Genomic DNA, 18729 nt, shown 5'->3' with positions numbered 1-18729 from the left:
AGGCGGGCTTTTTTTGTAAATAAATGATATTTATCTGATATGTTTCTGTCGAACTTAAGAAGGGAGTTCCGAATCCGTTTATTATGAAAGTTTTTTTAGTTACATTATTGATTATTCTGACAGCTGCCCCGGTATTTGCGCATCCGCACGTCTTTGTTGATGTGGATGTTTCCATAGAAACTGGTCAGGGTCGGATCACTGCGATAGAACAGTCTTGGCTGTTTGATGATATGTTTTCAGCCATGATGATCATGGATTACGATAAAAACCGTAACGGCAGGCTTGATCTCGACGAGGTTGCTGCATTCAAAAAGGGGTATTTTGACCAATTTTCGGAGAGTTCCTATTTTACTTTTATAAGAAACGGAAAGAATACTGTCAAATTCACCAGAGCAACTGATTTTATGCCGAATGTCATAAACGGCAGGCTTTCCTGCGGATTCAGATTGGAGATGTCTGTGGCGGTTCCTGTTTCCGGATCTGATATCCTGATCTATGACCCTGCATATTACAACAGCGTAAAGGTGAATTCTGCATCCGTTTCCGGCGGAGACAGTAAAAAAGTTACTGCGAAAATAGCCGTGTTTGATTCCTTGAAATACTACTTCGGACAGATAAGTCCGGATGCGGTCATGCTTAGGGGTAAAAAATGAAAAAAATATTTGCTGCATTGTTGGCTATGGCGATGGCAGCGGTGCTGTATGCGCTTTATAAAAGCAACGTCTGGTCAGGATTTCTTTCTCATCTGACAGAGATGCAGTACAGTCTGAGAAGCACTATAACCGGAAAGGCGGCAGAGTATCGCGCTACTGGCTCATCGAAAGGAGTGTTTCTGATTGTGCTGTTCTCGTTTGTCTACGGATTGGTGCATGCGGCCGGTCCGGGGCATAACAAGGCAGCCGTTTCCGCCTATACTGTTTCGAGAGGAATTTCGGGCGTTAAAGCGGCTTTTGTCGGTGCTTTGTCCGGAATGTTCCATGGACTGATGTCGATGTGTCTTGTTTTCGGCGTATATTATTTGACCGATATGCATCTTAGCGGTGCGATAGACAGTTACGGTAATGTATTTGCATCGGTAAGCTCGGTTTCGCTTATACTTTTCGGTCTGTATCTGTTTGCCGCGTCATTCAGAAAGCAGGAGCCACGCAAAGAGGGTAATTTAATTTTTACCTTTATTTCCGGAATGATACCGTGTCCTGCGACCTTTACTGTAGGCACTTTTTTTCTGGCTGTAAGAATGCCGGTTATGGCTTTTGCGGGTACGCTTGCTCTGACGTTGGGGATGATGGTGACCACTTCTCTGGCGTCTGTTACGGCAGGTTATGCCGGAAAGGGTCTTTTTTCATCTTTTGAAGATAAATATCAACTTATTACGCGTTTTTCCGCTTTATGTCTGTCGTTTTTCGGAGTTCTGCTTTATCTGATGCATTGATCTGTTAACAATTCAGCTGTGCTTTTATTCTGTTAAAAGACATCCGCGGTCTTTCTGTAAAAAAATTACGAACCGATGATGTTTTTTAAGATGCAGCTCATTTCAAATACAAACACCGTTTAATATTTATTATCAAAGTCGCCATTTTAAAACAAGGTTTATACTTGAATGTGATTTTTGTAACAATATTTCAATTTGATATTGAAATATTCAATATATTCTATAGTTCTTTCTTGGCAGGCATTTCAGAGGTTTGTCAGACGCATTTTGGTATGTTAAAAAAATTCCACTTGCAAAAGATTGGCAGTGTGAGGAAAATAAAATTTAAATAATGTTTTATCATAGAAAAGGGCAATAATGCTTGACAAAAACTTAGTAAAATATATAACAGTATACTGTATACAGTTATAAAAAATAATAGCATTATAGAAGTCGCCAAGAAAACTTTTACGCTCCGCGACAGTCTTAAATGAGCAGGCGAATCGGAACGTTCTGCATGCGGCACATTTCTTGAAAGCGCATCACCGCTTTTAAGATTTTACTAAAACGGGTAACATATAACGATAGAGAAGAGGATTAAGTCGAATAACAAATCGCAAAAGGAGAAATCATGTCAAAGCAACTCATTATCTGGACAGAAATTGACGAAGCACCTGCGCTGGCGACCTATTCGCTGCTTCCCATAGTGCAGCAGTTCGTTAAAAACGCCGGTGTCTCCGTTGAAACTAGGGATATCTCCCTTTCCGGAAGAATACTTGCAAACTTCCCCGAAAACCTGAAAGACGACCAGAAGGTTGAAGACTACCTGACTCAGCTGGGCGAGCTGACTCAGAAACCCGAAGCGAACATCATCAAACTCCCCAACATATCAGCATCCATCCCCCAGCTTAAAGAGGCTATAGCTGAACTTCGTTCCAAAGGTTACGACGTACCCGAATTCCCCGAAGAGCCTAAAACTGACGCTGAAAAAGAGATCAAAGCAAGATATGCAAAAGTTCTCGGTTCTGCTGTTAACCCCGTTCTGCGCGAAGGTAACTCCGACAGAAGGGCTGCTGCTTCCGTTAAAAAATTCGGACAGAAAAAACCTCACAGAATGATGAAGCCCTGGCCTGCCGATTCAAAAACACGCATTGCTCATATGGATGCTAACGACTTCTACGGCAATGAAACAGCCGTTACAATGGAAAAAGCAACTAACGTGAAATATGAATTCGTCGGCAAAGACGGTTCTGTTCAGGTTCTTAAAGATAAACTTGCTCTTCAGGCAGGCGAAATAATCGACTCCACACACATGGACGTTGCAAAACTCCGTGAGTTCTTCGCTAAAACTATCGAAGAAGCGAAAGCTGCGGGCGTTCTGCTTTCACTCCACCTGAAAGCTACCATGATGAAAATTTCCGACCCGGTTATGTTCGGTCACTGCGTTGAAGTTTACTACAAAGCAGTATTCGACAAATACGCAGCTGAATTTAAAGAAATCGGCGTTAACACAAGCAACGGTCTTGGCGACGTTTACGCAAAACTCGGCAAACTGCCTGCTGATAAAAAAGCTGAAATCGAAGCGGCTATTATGGCTGTTTACGAAGTTCAGCCCGAACTTGCAATGGTTGATTCCGCTAAAGGCATCACCAACCTGCACGTTCCCAACGACATCATCATCGACGCATCCATGCCCGTTGTTATCCGTGACGGCGGTCAGATGTGGGGACGCGACGACAAACTTCACGATACAATCGCAATGATCCCCGACAGATGCTATGCAACTATCTATCAGACAGTTATCGAAGACTGCCAGAAACACGGCGCTTTTGATCCCGCAACAATGGGTTCAGTTTCCAACGTCGGTCTGATGGCTCAGAAAGCACAGGAATACGGTTCACACGATAAAACATTCTTCGCTCCTGCTGAAGGTACTATCCGTATAGTTGACGAATCCGGTAAAGTTCTTCTTTCTCAGGAAGTTAAGAAAGGCGATATCTTCAGAGGATGCCAGGCTAAAGACGCTCCTATCCTTGACTGGGTAAAACTTGCAGTTACAAGAGCAAAAGCATCCGGCGCACCCGCTATCTTCTGGCTTGACGACAGAAGAGCTCACGATATCGAGCTTATCAAAAAGGTGAACGCTTACCTTAAAAAATTCGATACAACAGGTCTTGATATCAGCATAAAAAGACCCGATGAAGCTATCCAGATCTCTTGCGACAGAGCGAGAAAAGGACTTGATACCATCTCTGTAACAGGTAACGCACTCAGAGATTACCTCACTGACCTTTTCCCCATCCTTGAGCTTGGAACATCTGCAAAAATGCTTTCAATCGTTCCCCTGCTTAACGGCGGCGGACTTTTTGAAACAGGTGCGGGCGGTTCTGCACCCAAACACGTTCAGCAGTTCCTTAAAGAAGGTCACCTGCGCTGGGATTCACTCGGTGAGTTCTGTGCGCTTGTTCCCTCTCTGGAGCACGTTGCCGCAACTTACAAAAATGACAAAGCTCAGATATTCGCTGACGCTCTTGATGCTGCTGTTGGCAAACACCTTGAAAACAGCAAGGCGCCTTCAAGAAAAGCAGGCGAAATAGACAACAGAGGCAGCCACTTCTATCTTGCACTGTACTGGGCAGAGGCTCTTGCCGCTCAGACAAAAGATAAAGACATCGCTGCTAAGTTTGCACCCATCGCAAAAGCTCTGGCTGACAACGAAACAGCTATCATGTCTGAAATCGCTGCTGCGGAAGGCAAACCCACAGATGTTGGCGGATATTACAAACCCGACGCAGCAAAAGCTTTCGCGGCTATGCGTCCCAGCGCAACACTGAACAAAATAATCGACTCAATATAATGCAGCTTTGGCGCCCGTTTAAAGAGAGCGGGCGCCTTTTTATACTACGAATAAAAATAATGTAGGGGGCTTAAATGGCTAACTTCACCAGACCTAAAATCGCTCTTGTAGGCGGCGGAAATATCGGAGGCGTTCTTTCTCAGCTCGCAGCTCTTAAAGAACTCGGCGATGTTGTAATGTTCGATATCGTTGAAGACCTTCCTCAGGGAAAACAGCTTGATATCGTTGAAGCATCAAGAGTTGACGGCTTTGACGTTATGCTGACAGGTTCTAACGACTATGCATGTCTTGAAGGCGCTGACATAGTTATCGTTACCGCAGGTCTTCCCAGAAAACCCGGTATGAGCAGAGACGACCTTCTTACAACTAACGCAGGCATCATCAAAGTTGTTGCAGAAAGCGTTAAAAAATATTGCCCCGAAGCTCACGTTATCGTTATCTCTAACCCGCTTGACGCAATGGTTACACTTCTTCAGGAAGTTTCCGGACTTCCCGCTGAAAGAGTATACGGTCAGGCAGGCGTTCTTGACTCTTCAAGATTCGCGACTTTCATCGCATGGGAACTCGGCGTGTCTGTTAAAGACGTTAACGCAATGGTTCTCGGCGGTCACGGCGATACAATGGTTCCCCTTGTTCGCTATGCAAACGTGAACGGCGTTCCGGTTATGGAACAGCTTATCAAAAAATACGGTAGCGAAGCGAAAGCCAACGAAGTTATGACTGCAATGGTTGAGCGTACAAAAGCAGCAGGCGGCGAAGTTGTTGCTCTGCTTAAAAAAGGCTCTGCATTCTATTCACCCGCTTCTTCTGCTATCCAGATGGCAGAAGCTGTTCTGCGCGACCAGAAAAGAGTTCTTGCAGTTTGTGCGAAACTCAGCGGTCAGTACGGCGTTGACGGCTACTATGTGGGCGTTCCGGTTGTTCTTGGCAAAGGCGGCGTAGAGAGAATCATCGAAGTCGACCTTAACGCTGATGAGCAAAAAATGTTCGACGTTTCAGTTAACTCTGTTAAAGGTCTTGTTGAAGATCTTAAGAGACTGGGCTTCCTGAAATAAGCATAAGTCAAATAATTTTGACTTGTAATTAAAAGTAAAAAACATGGCTCGCCCTTTGCAGAAAAGGGTTGCAAAAAAGGTATTTATGAACGTAAATGCTAAAATTCTGAACCGTAATGACTACAGGAGGGTGAGCCATGTATTTGCATGAATTTCAAGCGAAGGGTCTTTTGAGATCCTACGGTGTTCCTGTTCCCGATGGCGGAGTGGCATCGACTGCCAGCGACGCTTTAAGGGTGGCTAAATCGCTTAAAGGCGAAAAATGGGTCATTAAGGCTCAGGTTCATGCCGGAGGCAGAGGCAAGGCGGGCGGCGTTAAGGTTGTCAGCGCATACGGCGACGTATACGACGAGGCGACCCAGATGCTCGGTATGAAACTCGTCACCAAGCAGACGGGGGAAGAGGGCAAGATTGTCCACAGAATACTGGTAGAGAAAGCGACGGATATCCGTCAGGAGATATATCTCAGCTTTCTTGTAGACCGCGACTCAGAGCAGCATATGATCATAGCAAGCTCCGAGGGCGGCGTTGAGATCGAAGAGGTTGCGAAGAGCAACCCTGCGGCGATTGTTAAAGAACATATCAGTCCCGTTCTGGGTCTTTCCCAGTTCACCGGACGCAAGATAGCGAAGAAGATAGGGCTTCCGTCAAACCTTCTGAACAAGTTCGCAGACATCGCAGAGAGACTCTATCAGTGTTTTGTAAACCACGACGCTATGATGCTTGAGATAAACCCTCTGGTTGTCACAGGCGAAAGCGAGATAGTGTGTCTGGATGCCAAAATGACCGTTGACGACAACGCTCTTTTCAGACATCCGAAAATTGAAGAGATGAAGGATTACGGCGAGCTTGAACCGCAGGAGGTCAGGGCGTCCATTTTCGACCTGTCTTATGTGAGTATGGAAGGAAATATCGGATGTATGGTCAACGGCGCGGGTCTTGCGATGGCAACCATGGACATCATAAAGTCTTTTGGCGGTCAGCCTGCGAATTTCCTTGATGTCGGCGGCGGCGCAGACGTCAATAAGGTTCGTGAAGCGTTTAAGATTATCCTCACCGACCCCAAGGTCAAGGTGATATTCGTAAATATATTCGGCGGCATAGTCCGCTGTGACCTCATAGCCGAGGGCGTTCTGAAAGCGTCTGACGAGGTGCCCGGAGACAGGCACATAGTTGTAAGACTGGATGGAACCCATGTGGCGGAAGGCAGAAAAATTCTGGAAGAGGGCGCATCCGCGAAAGGTATCAACATCGTAACGGGCGATACCATGGCTGACGCCGCACAGAAAGCTGTTGAACTTGCAAAATCAGAGCCGCACAAACGCTCTGTCAAGAAGTAAGGAGAGGTCGCATGAGCATACTTGTTAACAACAGAACCAAAGTGGTGGTGCAGGGTCTTTCCGGTTCGCAGGGCAGATTCCACGCGGCCAGAATGAAAGAATACGGAACCAACATTGTTGCGGGCGTTGTGCCGGGCAAGGGCGGAACCGAGGTGGACGGAACTCCGGTTTTCGACACAATGATGGAAGCTGTCAGAAAGACAGGCTGCAACGCTTCGATAGTTTACGTTCCGCCGGCATTCGCTGCCGACTCCGTTATGGAGGCTGTGGACGCTAACCTCGACCTCTGCGTGTGCATCACCGAGGGCATACCTGTTAAGGACATGCTCAAGGTCAAAAGAATGATGAAGACGGGTACATCCCGCACAATGCTTGTGGGTCCCAACTGCCCCGGCGTAATCACCCCCGGTGAATGTAAAATGGGCATCATGCCGGGCGAGATACACGCACCCGGAACAGTGGGAATAATAAGCAAATCGGGAACCCTTACATATGAAGCGGTTAAACAGGTAAGTTCGTTCGGGTTCGGTCAGTCAACGTGCATAGGCATAGGCGGCGACCCCATTATCGGACTTAAATATATAGACCTGCTTGAGATGTTTGAATACGACGCCCAGACCGAGTGTGTCGTGCTTATCGGAGAGATAGGCGGACAGGCGGAGGTTAAGGCGGGCGAGTGGATAAAACAGAATTTTTCCAAACCCGTCGTCAGCTTTATTGCGGGACAGACGGCGCCTAAGGGAAAGAGGATGGGACACGCGGGAGCCATTATTTCAGGCGGCGATGACACAGCCGCAGCGAAGATGGAAGCCCTTGAAAAGTGCGGCGTTCATGTTGTTCACTCACCTGCGGACATCGGCAGAAAGGTTGCCGAGGTTCTGGGGAAATAAAGGATTAAAAACCGTTTCAATTTACGGTTTTAAATAGAATGGGAATGTCTCAAATTCGATAAGGAGAGGTAAATGGCTAAGGCAGAAAAAATTGAAATTTACGTCAATCTCTGCAAAGGCTGCGAGATTTGCGTAGAACTTTGCCCTGTTGACGCCCTTGAAATGAAAGATTTCAAGGCCGCCGTTAAAGATCTCGACAAGTGTATCGCCTGCATGCAGTGCGAGCTTAGATGTCCTGATTTTGCTATCGAAGTTTATAAGAAATAATATTAGGAGGAATTTGTGGCTAAACAAGTAAAGTTCCTTCAGGGGAATGAGGCTGTATGTGAAGGTGCTCTTTATGCGGGCTGCCGTTTTTATGCCGGCTATCCTATCACACCTTCCACTGAAGTCGCAGAGATACTTGCTGCGAGACTGCCCAAACTGGGCGGAAGATTTATCCAAATGGAAGACGAGCTTGCTGCTATGGCGGCTACTCTTGGCGGCTCTATAGCCGGAAAAAAATCACTGACCGCTACATCCGGTCCCGGTATGAGCCTTAAAATGGAGAACCTTGGTTACGGTTACCTGACCGAGATTCCCTGCGTTATTGTTAACGTTATGAGAGGCGGACCCTCTACAGGTCTTCCCACAGGTCCCGGACAGTCTGATGTTATGCAGGCACGCTGGGGTACACACGGAGACCACCCCTGTATAGCTCTGACTCCCTCGACTGTACAGGAACAACTCAACGAAACCGTAAGAGCTTTCAACCTTGCTGAAAAATACCGTATGCCCGTTATCCTTCTTACAGATGAGATCATCGGTCACATGAGAGAAGCAGTTGAGATGCCCGAACCCGGCGATCTTACAGTTATTGACCGCAAGCGTCCTACTTGCGACCCCAAAGACTATCTGCCCTACAAACCCGAAGCTGACGGCGTAGCTCCTATGGCCGATTTCGGTTCAGGCTATCGCTATCACATAACAGGTCTTAACCACCTTCCCGACGGTTTCCCTTCAAACGACGGTAAACTGGCTCAGGCTGACGAAATCCGCCAGCAGAAGAAAGTGGACGACCATTACGACGAGATCGTTGTTGTTGACGAAATGATGTGCGACGATGCGGAAATCCTTATCTTTGCATTCGGTTCTACAGCACGTTCCGCAAAAGAAGCAGTTCAGATGGCAAGAGCGGAAGGCATTAAAGTCGGTCTTTTCAGACCTCTTACAATCTGGCCTTTCCCTGACAAACACCTTCTGAAATACAAAGGTAAAGTTAAAAGAGTTATCGTGCCCGAAATGAACCTCGGACAGACAGCTCTTGAAGTTGAAAGAGTGCTGAAAGGCTCCCCTGAAGTTGAAGGAATATTCCAGATTGACTCAGAACCTATCAACCCCATTACCATCCTCAACAAAATCAAGGGGGGTAAATAATGTCCTACGATTACAGCAAATACCTCAGAAAAGGTAAAATCCCTCATATCTGGTGCCCCGGCTGCGGCTATGGTATCATTATGAAATCTATGATAAGAGCAATCGACAGCATCGGCTGGGAAAAAGATGATGTTGTTATGACATCAGGTATCGGTTGCGCTTCACGTCTTCCCGGTTATGTGGATTTCAACACACTCCACACAACACACGGACGTTCACTTGCTTTCGCAACAGGCGTTAAAGTTGCAAACCCCAAACTCAATGTTATCGCTATGGGCGGTGACGGCGACATGACGGCTATCGGTGGTAACCACTTCATCCACGCTTGCCGTCGTAACATTAACATCACTTGTTTCGTGTTCAACAACTTCATCTATGGTATGACCGGCGGTCAGTATTCGCCCACAACGCCCAAAGGCTCACGTGCGACTACAGCTCCTTTCGGTAACTCCGACAACCAGTTCGATATTGCTCAGCTGGCTATCGGCGCAGGTGCTACATTTGTTGCAAGAACAACAACTTACCACGCTGTTCCTATGGAAAAACTGATGAAACAGGCTTTTGAGCACAAAGGTTTCTCTATTGTTGAGATCATCGCCGGATGCCCCACAGGCTACGGACGTAAAAACAAACTTGCGAGCCCCGCAGGTATGATCGAATGGCAGAAAGAGCACTCTGTGGCAATAGCACAGTGGGAAAAAATGTCTGAAGAAGAAAAAGCAGGCAAATTCCCGATAGGCGTTCTTCATGACGTTGAAAAGCCCGAATACGTTGAAGCATATGATGCTAACGTCGGGCTGAGCTAAGAGGTGATATAATGGCTAGACATCAAATCAGACTCAGCGGTTCAGGCGGTCAGGGTATGATCACGGCAGGTATCATCCTCGCAGCCGGCGCATCCGTTCTTGAGGGTAAAAAAGCTATCCAGTCTCAATCCTACGGACCTGAGGCGCGCGGTGGTGCTTCCAAGGCGGAAGTTATTATCAGTGACGAAGAAATCTACTATCCGAAAGTAATGGCTCCCGATGTTCTGGTTGCCCTTACTCAGGAAGCAGCAGACAAATATTCCAAAGACCTTGTGGACGGCGGTATCCTTATTCTGGACGACCTTATGGTCAAAACCGCGCCCAAAGGCAACTGGAAAGTTTACATGATGCCTATCATCCGCACAGCCGCTGAAAAAGTGGGTAAAGCGATGGTTGCAAACGTGGTAACTCTCGGCGCACTTAACGAAATCTGTGGTTTCGTTAAACCCGAAACCCTTGAAAAAGCGGTTCTTTCCAGAGTTCCCAAAGGCACAGAAGAACTTAATAAAAACGCTATTAACGCCGGTATCGAACTGGCGAAAGCTGCAAAAGCTCTGTAAGCGATTTTTAAAGCCTAAATTTAAAAAGCCCTGTGGTTTTCCGCAGGGCTTTTTTTATGATGAAGCATTTTATTGAGTTCCTATTACATATAAAAGTTAATGTTATTATTTTGTTAAGGCAGATACAGTATTTTGTTTAAAAATCTGTTGGTCAGATATATAATGTTTACATACAAAATATCTTTCAACAGGAAAAGATACTGATAGGAACTGATTGTTATGGCAAAGTATCGGCTGATGTCTTTTAATATGTTGCTCTTGTTTTTCTCCATGTCACTATTTTCTATTGTTGAATACAGCATAATAGCGATCTTCCCTGTATATATATCTGAAAATATGGATTATAGCAGGAGTTATATTGGTCTATTCATAGGTATTTTTTCAGTATCAGCATTGTTTATTAAGTTTTTTATTGGATACATAACGGACAGAATTGGGCGAAAAACAGTTTTTATTTTTGGTTTATTATTATGTATAGCGTGTACAGGTTTATATTATTTTGCCGCAGTTTTCATGCTCCTTTTGTTTGTCAGATTGCTTCATGGCGTTGGTTCCGGAGCGGTTCGGGCAATATATCCTGCACTGACAATAGATATTGTCAACAAGGAAAATGCAGGAAGAGGGTTAGGACTAATTGGCATGACATCCGTTTTTGGCATGTTGTTGGCATCATCATCTGTGTTTTATATAATTGATATAGAATCATATAGAACTCTTTTTGCTCTACTGACAATTACGGGGTTTATTCTCATTATTCCGGTATTATTTATAAAGATTGAACAAACACAGATTCCAAAACGCAAACTGTCTTTAGAATGCTTCATAGAATATAGAGTGCTTTCTCTGGCATTTCTCAGATTTGTAGCAAGTATGTGGCATGGGTTATTTATGTCGTATGCTGTTATCCACGCCAGAAACGAAGGTGTAATGAATGCCGGTGTTGTGATAATGGCATATGCTTTGGGGAATTTTATTATGCGCCCTCTTGCTGGCTATGTTCTGGATAAACGTGACCCGGGCTACATCGCATGGTTATCTTATGTACTTTATATTATAGGGTATTACATATTCGGTAACGCAACAGATTATTTCAGCATGATAAGCGGTGGGTTACTGATAGGATTCGGTGTGGGAGTTGAACACACTATGTTGCCGGTAATGGCATCAAAAATTGTCAGAAAAGAATCTATCGGTCGAGCAAATTCAACGCTTGAGTGTGCATATTCAATGGGTATTGTTGCTGGTGCGGTTTTTTGCGGAAAGATAACGGAATCAATGCCTTTGAATATTCTCTATACTTCCGTCGGTGTTATGAATATTATTCCTTTTATTATGTTTTATATGTTTGTGCTTAAAAGCTACAGAAATCATATTCTGAAATAAACCATATAAGTCTGTGGGGAAATGAGAGCAGACATTTTTAGATATATTTAAATAGCAGATGGTGTGAATTAAGCTGGGTACCTGTTGTCGAAAACAGGTACCCAGCACTGGAATAGACCACAACAGAGTACCTACAGCTCCGTTGTGTAAAATGACAGGAGGACGAGCTTATTTTGATTTCGACCCGAATTTAAAGCTAACGTAAAACCTTAAATCATTAATATCTTTGCCGTCTTTAATGTTGACCATTGCATATCTTGCTCTAATGCTGACACCTTCAAGAGCACCATGAAAAGAATATGTCGCGCTTAAATCTGTTTCAGAGGCATCAGACGAGGCGTTTGCACCGGAATCAGGAGTGTCAAAATTAGCATAAAAAATGTATGAACTGAGTCCTTTTATTCCGATTTTACTAAAATCATAGTTAAGCTTTAAGGCGTATGTGTCTTCCTCTGCTCTTTCAGAGTGATAAAGCTGCAGGATAACAATTTTTTCATCTCCCCAAGGAGCAAGAATGGCATCATCTCCTGTCTTTGCATAATAACCCGTCAGGTTAAATCCTAAAGCTTTTACTCCTGCATTAAGCCCGTATTGATATGTACTGAGATTACCGTTCAGTTCATCACCCTGAGATTTTTGCCATAAAACAGAAGGGGTTGTATAGATTGTAACGTTGTTGAGATTTTTAGATACTGAAGTTTTAAGATAGGTTTGATTAAACACGTCTGTCATAGTGTAATACCAACCCTGAACATTCGATTTAACAATATCAGTGGGAATATTGTATTCGGCACCTAGAATTACCATTGCTTTTTCATCCGGTATTGATGATGCACCGCCTGATTCTGCAGCCACAGCTTGCGACAGAGTAACAAAATCATCATCTGTCCAGCCTGCGGACTCCGTTATGTAATAAGCGGAAAGTTTCATGTTATCAATACTATTGTTTTTGATGGATAACCCTTTATAGGTTCTTGGTAAAAGACGTATATCGTGAGTATTCATGAACGGTGTTTCCAATTCCTGAGCGCCATACTTCAAAGTTGTTTTAAACCAGTCTCCCTGAATATAGAACTCCTGCAGTCTGGCAACATTTTCATGATCTGCGGCAAGCATTCCATATGTTGCTTTATCTCTGTCGCTGTCAATATCATTGGCTGAAGCAAATGCCGCTCCTGCACTGAGTCCATACATCGGTGCAGTGTGATAATACAAAGATGTACCTGCTGCAAAATCTTCTCGATCCTTTTTGTTACTATCTTCAAAATCTCTGCTGAAGAAGTTCGCTCTTAATTCTCCTCTGATAGTTCCTTGTGAAAATGCTTCCTGAAGCGTAGTTGCGGCATTTGCGTCTGAATAATAGGTTAAAAATACCAGACATAAAAAAAGTTTTAATGTTATGAATTTTTGCATCACATTTCTCCCGTTAAGATTAAAAAACCTGTCCGACAGAAATTTTGCTGTCGGACAGGAAACAACTATATAAATCAGCCTTTTGCGGCATACCTGCCAGCAAGTCGACCAAAAGTAGTGGCTCTTCCGACGCTTAAGCCTATAATTGGGAAAGGGTAATCATTTGCTCCTCCGAAAAATCCTCCTGACACATTACCGGCAGCATACAACCCATGTATAATGTGTTGTTCTTTATCGAGAACTTGCATTTTTGTATTGATATTGATCCCGCCAAGGATAGCAGATATGCAACATAATCTCGGTATTCCGTAGAACGGGGCTTTTTTGATAAATGAAAGGTCAACTGCTATTTTTCCGAAATCTTCATCAACACCTTTTTCGACAAGTTCATTGTATCTTGCAACAGTTTTTGAAAATGTTTCTGCCGGCAGATTCAGCTTGTTTGCCAGTTCTTCTATTTTATCCGCTTTAATAATTAACCCTCTGCTAAGAGCTTCGTCAAAAGATTGACGGTCTATTGCACCGGCAACGCGCGGAGGAAATTGTTTAAGGTTTTCCTCCCAGTCAGAGTCGAGAATGTTGTAATAAAGACCGTCAGGGTTTGTTGCATTCAGAGTCTGATTTGCCATCAAATAAAAAGGAATGTCTTCGTTACATAAGCGTTTTCCCTCTTTTTGGACAGCAAGCCACGGCATTCCGCGTCCGGGTGCGTCACTGTCTGCAAAGTCAGGCGTGGAGTGGACATGTGCCATTTTAGTATGGATGCCGTTTTCCATTTCGGCTCCAACCCAGATACCCATTAAATGCCCATCGCCTGTATTGTGGCGTGGTGTATAATAACTTTTGAGACCAACAGCAGCAGGGCAATATTTTTGTAGCATGTCTGGATTGTTGCCGTAATCACCAGTACACAGGATCACACCTTTTTTTGCATTGAATTGTATGTAGTCTCCTGTTATTTCGTGTTTAGCTATTACTCCGGTAATTCTGCCGCTTTTGTCCTGCACTAGTTGTTTGCCCGGAGTGTTGAAGCGGAATTCAACACCCGCTTTGACAGCTTCTTTAGCAACGAGATTTATTGCTACGATCATCCCGCCTTTCCATTTGTGCCCTGTACAGTAAGAATTGAACCAGTATTTTCCTCCACTTTCTCCGGATTCTGTCCCTGCATTAGGAATGAAAATACCTTTGACTCCGTGTTTGGTGGTCATATCATCAATCCAATTGAAAGTTTCCCCACTGTGTTCTGCCCAGAGTTTCAACAGTTCAAATTTCGGTTTGTTCAGGCTCTGATAGTTCAATTCTGTAATTGCATTCATTTTGTTGATTCTTATGTTTTTCTCAATCTGGATTTTTGAATCTATGCAGCCCATAGAAAAACCGTGGCACATTACGACAGGTCCTTTCTGAAGCACTATAACTTTTGCTCCATTTTCCTGTGCTGATTTTGCAGCCATAACGCCTGAGATTCCTCCGCCGACGACGATAACGTCAGCAGTTGCGAATTCCCTGATCATACGTGATGGAATCGGGCTTGGAGGAGTTTCAAAGCCATATTTACCGTTACTTTGTACTAGTGCTGTTTTTGCCTCAACTTCCGGAGCAACACCTGATATCAGACTTGCAGATGCAACTCCCAGTGCTGACATAGCACTTGTTTTCATGAAGCTTCTTCGTGACATATCCGTTGTTTTTTTATTTTTTGAATTCATCATTTCCCTCTTTGTTACAATTAATTTTCAGTTTTGAGCGGTGTATTCCAACGTTTGGGAAGAGTTTTCATCCATTTTTGGACATGGCATTTTGCACACATCAGATTGGATTTTCTGTGCATGCTGTGGCAGGTTGCGCAATGGATGTCGGCAACGTGTTGTGAGTGCGGGCGGACATCAGCACCTGATGGTCCCTGACCTTTATAAACAACTTTATTGTCAACCTCTTTAAGATCGTGACATTTTAGACATAATTCATCGCCTGAACTTTTGAGTTTTAAAACAGAGGTATCGCTTTTGCTGTTTCCTTTTGCAGTATAGTCACTGTGGCAGTCGATGCAGCTGAGCCCGGCATCACCGTGTACTTTTGCAAGATTATTCTCTGATTTTATGGAGTCGTAATAATGTTTAACAGTTTGAGAACTGTTGTCTTTTTCACCTGCGTCAACGTGTCCGCTCAATGAGAATATGACCAAAAACGTTGATAAAATGGCTGTCAGATACTTTGTAAATATCATCATATTTATTTCCTCTTTTAACTAATTTAAAACTGTTCAAAACCTTAAATAGCAACCGGAAACAGAAAATTCCCGGTTTTTTTACTTGTCTTTGCTACAAATAGTTAACCCATTAGAATCTCCTTTAAACCCGTCGGTTCATGTAAATTAGCTAGCTATTAATCGGACTATAAGGTATAAAGAAGCTTTAAGGTCAATGCTCATTTTGAAAAAACTTCATTAAGAATACTTAGTCGTTTGGAGACGGGGATGAGTTTGAAAATTGCTGAAGTTGCAAAGATGTTCAATTGCACCACAGAAGCACTACGGTTTTATGAAAATGAAAAAGTAGTCATACCTGAACGGGATTACAGAAACAGCTACAGGTATTACGAAGCTCAGCATCTTAAACAGCTTGTCAAGTGTGCTTTTTTCAGGTCTTGCGGATTTTCTGTGAAAGAAACTATAGATATTATGAAAAACGGAACTATCCTCGATATTGAAGATAAACTGAAAATGAAAGAGGAAGAACTTCAAAGAGAATCTAAAAGGTTACTTGAGGTTAGCAGAGTTCTTACAGATTATAGATCAAAAATTACTAATATTCCCAAGAAACTTGGTACATTTTCAATTTGCGAAAGCCCTGAAATATCTTATCTTATCAATTCATATGACAGAAAAATAGTATGCAACTCTGAATTAGTACAACTTATTGCCAAATGGCTGCATTATCTGCCTCTTGTTCATTTCTTTATGTTGGTTAAACAGGATGAATTACTTAAAGATTGTGTATGGAAAAGCTATCATGGTTATTCAATTGACTCTAAGTTTATTGATCAAAGCGATTTTGAACAACGCGGACTGACGAAACGTTTGGAAGCCCGAAAATGCCTGTATACTGTCCAGTCGCATGGTTCCACTCAAGAAAGCAGATTGGAATCTGTCAGATTGATAAATAAATATATTAAAGAAAACAATTATACTGTTAATGGTGATATGTTTGGTTGCCAATTGTTCATTGATAAAGAGAGACAACTTCATTCAAATATTAACGCTGGAAGAATTTATTATGAATATTGGATTCCTGTTGAATAAAAGAGACTGAATATTACATTAAAAAATTGATTTTCTCTGGTATTAAAAGCCCCACATGGAAACATGAGGGGCTTTTTTGTCACTGGTTCCCTCCCGTTCGTATATTTCTATAATTATTTATAAGTCTATTTCTATTTGATTGGTTTGGAACATAGGGTAAACTTATAAATATAAAAATATGACATCTATACTAAAAATAGTTACATACAAAAAAGGTATAATGATTGAACAAGGAGGAACTATGAAACTGTCATTCAAAATGAAGGTGCTTGTACCGGTCATTACAGCGGTGGTTGTTGCTTTTATAGCCGCTGACATTTTCATTTATAACGGATTGAAAGGCGATATCAGCTCCATTGCTTCCACAAGTGCAGACAATCTTGCAAACCGATATGGCAACGAACTGAAAGAGGACGTAGGTTCTGCTCTGTCAGTTGCCAGAACACTCTCTGACACTGCTTCCATGCTCTCAGCATCAGGAGCCACTGTTTCCAGAAAAGAGGTTTTGGACATGTTGGAGCGTGTTCTGGAAAAAAATCCGAATTTGTTTGACGTCTGGATAGTCTGGGAACCGAACCAGTATGACGGTAAAGATGCCGAACTTGCAGGCGGAAATGCTGATGGCACAAACGAAAAAGGACAGTTCTGCCCAATGCCTTATCGCGATAAAGGCGGCATAGCGAGGTCTTTTGCGAGTTCAATGTATGATACCGGTTCTGTGAGCGATTGGTATCAGAAACCTTTGAACAGTGGCAAGCCCTATGTAGCAGAGCCAGCCACTTATTCGTTTGACGGGAAAAATATTACTACTGTTACAGTAAGTTACCCTTTCACTGTTAACGGAAAAATCATAGGCGTTGCCGGAGTGGATGTTCTTCTTGACGACGTCAAAAGCATGATAAGCAGCATAAAAGTTTATGATACAGGTTTTGCCTTTCTGGCGACCAATAGCATGACGGTAATATCGCATAAAGATAAAACAAAAGAAGGGCAGAAACTCACCGAACCGGAAGCCGCTGAAGCGGCAGAAAAAGGTCTGCCTGTGAGCGTAGTCAGCAACGACGATTTTATTATCTATTGCCCTGTTAAAATAGACGGTGTTGATTATACATATCTTTTCGGGGTTGAGATACCTTACTCAGAGATATTCGCAGTTCTTGCAATCCTGAAAAACACTATTTTTATTATAGCGGTGATCGCAACGGCAATAATTGTCTTAATAGTGCTGGTGACCGTTAACAAGCTTGTCAGGAGGCTCGGCGGAGAGCCGGACGTTGTTATCGACGTTATGCAGAAGGTTGCAGGCGGCGATTTCACGGCGGATATGCATGTTAAAGCGGACGATTCTTCCAGTCTTGTCCATTCTGTCAAACTGATGACAAATAGCCTTGGCGATATGATAAAAGAGCTTCAGGAGACTGCAGACACCCTTAAAACATCAAGTGCTGATCTGTCATCCGGTGCAGTAGAGCTTTCCGCAGGCATGGCGGAACAGTCAGGCAGTACGGCTGTGATAGCAACTTCCGCAACAGAGATGACAAGCACTACCAATGACATAGCCAAAAATCTCAGTGATATTTCCGAGTTTGCCCGCCTCACATGGGAAAAGGTGCATACGGGCAAGGGTGCTGTGGAAGAATCTCTCACAGGAGTTATGCGTATAAAGGATACGGTTGATGAATCATCCATTCTTGTGACAGGGCTTGGCGAGAAGTCGGACGAGATAAGCAACATTGTCGGCGTGATAAGCGATATCGCAGACCAGACAAACCTGCTGGCACTCAATGCCGCTATTGAAGCAGCGCGTGCCGGTGAAAACGGCAGAGGTTTTGCCGTCGTTGCAGACGAGGTGCGCAAGCTGGCAGAGAGAACGCAGCAGGCAACTACAGAGATATCTTCACTGGTTTCAGGTACCCGCACAGAGGTCAGCAAGGTTACGACCTCCATGGGCGGCGTTACGAGACAGGTCAGCGCCGGAGTTGAATCTTCCGAGAGGATATCCGTTATTCTGAACGAGTTGGAACAGGAGGTTTCAAAGCTTCAGAACATGGTTGGCAACATCTCCTCGGCAACACACGAAATGGCGGCTACCAGCGACCAGATATATAACGATATTAAAAACGTTGCGGTGATTTCCTCTGAAGTAAAAAATACTGCTGACAGTATAGCAGAGAATTCTTCAGGTCTGGCAGAGATTTCCGACAGTCTTAAACGGAGTATGGAGAGGTTTAAAGTAAAATAGTTCTTGACTTATTGGCATATGCCCATATCATATAAATGGTAATTATACACAA

Annotated in this window: 16 protein-coding genes; 13 read left to right on the top strand and 3 right to left on the bottom strand. The window is 43.7% G+C overall.

Going from position 1 to position 18729, the window contains the following annotated elements:
* The first annotated feature begins 83 nt into the window (after window positions 1-83).
* From LRY47_RS11895 to LRY47_RS11845, 11 genes are all read left to right on the top strand, one after another.
* Window positions 84-653, top strand: a complete 570-nt coding sequence (locus LRY47_RS11895) for a DUF1007 family protein (protein WP_295225707.1) — start codon at window positions 84-86, stop codon at window positions 651-653.
* Window positions 650-1432, top strand: coding sequence for a hypothetical protein (locus LRY47_RS11890; protein WP_295225705.1), 783 nt, complete (start codon window positions 650-652; stop codon window positions 1430-1432). The genes LRY47_RS11895 and LRY47_RS11890 overlap by 4 nt, the downstream gene beginning before the upstream one ends.
* Before the next feature lie 610 nt (window positions 1433-2042).
* Window positions 2043-4268, top strand: coding sequence for an NADP-dependent isocitrate dehydrogenase (locus LRY47_RS11885; RefSeq protein ID WP_295225703.1), 2226 nt, complete (start codon window positions 2043-2045; stop codon window positions 4266-4268).
* Window positions 4269-4342: 74 nt separating this feature from the next.
* Window positions 4343-5323, top strand: a complete 981-nt coding sequence (gene mdh, locus LRY47_RS11880; RefSeq protein ID WP_295225701.1) for a malate dehydrogenase — start codon at window positions 4343-4345, stop codon at window positions 5321-5323.
* A gap of 137 nt (window positions 5324-5460) precedes the next feature.
* Window positions 5461-6663: an ADP-forming succinate--CoA ligase subunit beta gene (sucC, locus tag LRY47_RS11875; RefSeq protein ID WP_295225699.1), complete on the top strand. Its 1203-nt coding sequence runs from the start codon at window positions 5461-5463 to the stop codon at window positions 6661-6663.
* An 11-nt stretch (window positions 6664-6674) separates the two neighbouring features.
* Entirely contained in the window at window positions 6675-7553 is an 879-nt protein-coding gene (gene sucD, locus LRY47_RS11870) for a succinate--CoA ligase subunit alpha (protein ID WP_295225697.1), read from the top strand.
* Window positions 7554-7625: 72 nt separating this feature from the next.
* Entirely contained in the window at window positions 7626-7820 is a 195-nt protein-coding gene (locus LRY47_RS11865) for a 4Fe-4S binding protein (protein ID WP_132874186.1), read from the top strand.
* A 15-nt stretch (window positions 7821-7835) separates the two neighbouring features.
* Window positions 7836-8969 (top strand): 2-oxoacid:acceptor oxidoreductase subunit alpha, encoded by a 1134-nt coding sequence (locus LRY47_RS11860; RefSeq protein WP_295225694.1) that lies wholly within the window; start codon window positions 7836-7838, stop codon window positions 8967-8969.
* On the top strand, window positions 8969-9775 hold the full coding sequence (locus LRY47_RS11855; protein ID WP_295225692.1) for a 2-oxoacid:ferredoxin oxidoreductase subunit beta: 807 nt from the start codon (window positions 8969-8971) through the stop codon (window positions 9773-9775). The genes LRY47_RS11860 and LRY47_RS11855 overlap by 1 nt, the downstream gene beginning before the upstream one ends.
* 11 nt (window positions 9776-9786) lie before the next feature.
* On the top strand, window positions 9787-10335 hold the full coding sequence (locus tag LRY47_RS11850; protein WP_295225690.1) for a 2-oxoacid:acceptor oxidoreductase family protein: 549 nt from the start codon (window positions 9787-9789) through the stop codon (window positions 10333-10335).
* Between the two features lie 219 nt (window positions 10336-10554).
* Window positions 10555-11718: an MFS transporter gene (locus tag LRY47_RS11845; protein ID WP_295225688.1), complete on the top strand. Its 1164-nt coding sequence runs from the start codon at window positions 10555-10557 to the stop codon at window positions 11716-11718.
* A gap of 168 nt (window positions 11719-11886) precedes the next feature.
* Here the strand turns inward: LRY47_RS11845 and LRY47_RS11840 are convergent, their stop codons facing one another.
* From LRY47_RS11840 to LRY47_RS11830, 3 genes are all read right to left on the bottom strand, one after another.
* Window positions 11887-13131 (bottom strand): OprD family outer membrane porin, encoded by a 1245-nt coding sequence (locus LRY47_RS11840; RefSeq protein WP_295225687.1) that lies wholly within the window; start codon window positions 13129-13131, stop codon window positions 11887-11889.
* A gap of 74 nt (window positions 13132-13205) precedes the next feature.
* The gene (locus LRY47_RS11835; protein WP_295225685.1) at window positions 13206-14843 is read right to left on the bottom strand and encodes an FAD-dependent oxidoreductase; all 1638 of its coding nucleotides are present in this window, start codon (window positions 14841-14843) and stop codon (window positions 13206-13208) included.
* A gap of 20 nt (window positions 14844-14863) precedes the next feature.
* Window positions 14864-15364, bottom strand: a complete 501-nt coding sequence (locus LRY47_RS11830) for a cytochrome c3 family protein (protein ID WP_295225684.1) — start codon at window positions 15362-15364, stop codon at window positions 14864-14866.
* Between the two features lie 252 nt (window positions 15365-15616).
* Here LRY47_RS11830 and LRY47_RS11825 point away from each other — a divergent pair, with 252 nt between their 5' ends.
* Both LRY47_RS11825 and LRY47_RS11820 read left to right on the top strand, forming a co-directional pair.
* On the top strand, window positions 15617-16435 hold the full coding sequence (locus tag LRY47_RS11825) for a MerR family transcriptional regulator (RefSeq protein ID WP_295225682.1): 819 nt from the start codon (window positions 15617-15619) through the stop codon (window positions 16433-16435).
* 241 nt (window positions 16436-16676) lie between these two features.
* A complete protein-coding gene (locus LRY47_RS11820) occupies window positions 16677-18677 on the top strand; it encodes a methyl-accepting chemotaxis protein (RefSeq protein ID WP_295225680.1) in 2001 nt (666 codons plus the stop codon).
* Window positions 18678-18729 lie beyond the last annotated feature (52 nt).

Source organism: Seleniivibrio sp. (assembly GCF_021209385.1).
Lineage (GTDB): Bacteria > Chrysiogenota > Deferribacteres > Deferribacterales > Geovibrionaceae > Seleniivibrio.
The sequence above is the reverse complement of the archived record's forward strand: the minus strand, read 5'-3'. Positions and strand labels throughout refer to the sequence as shown.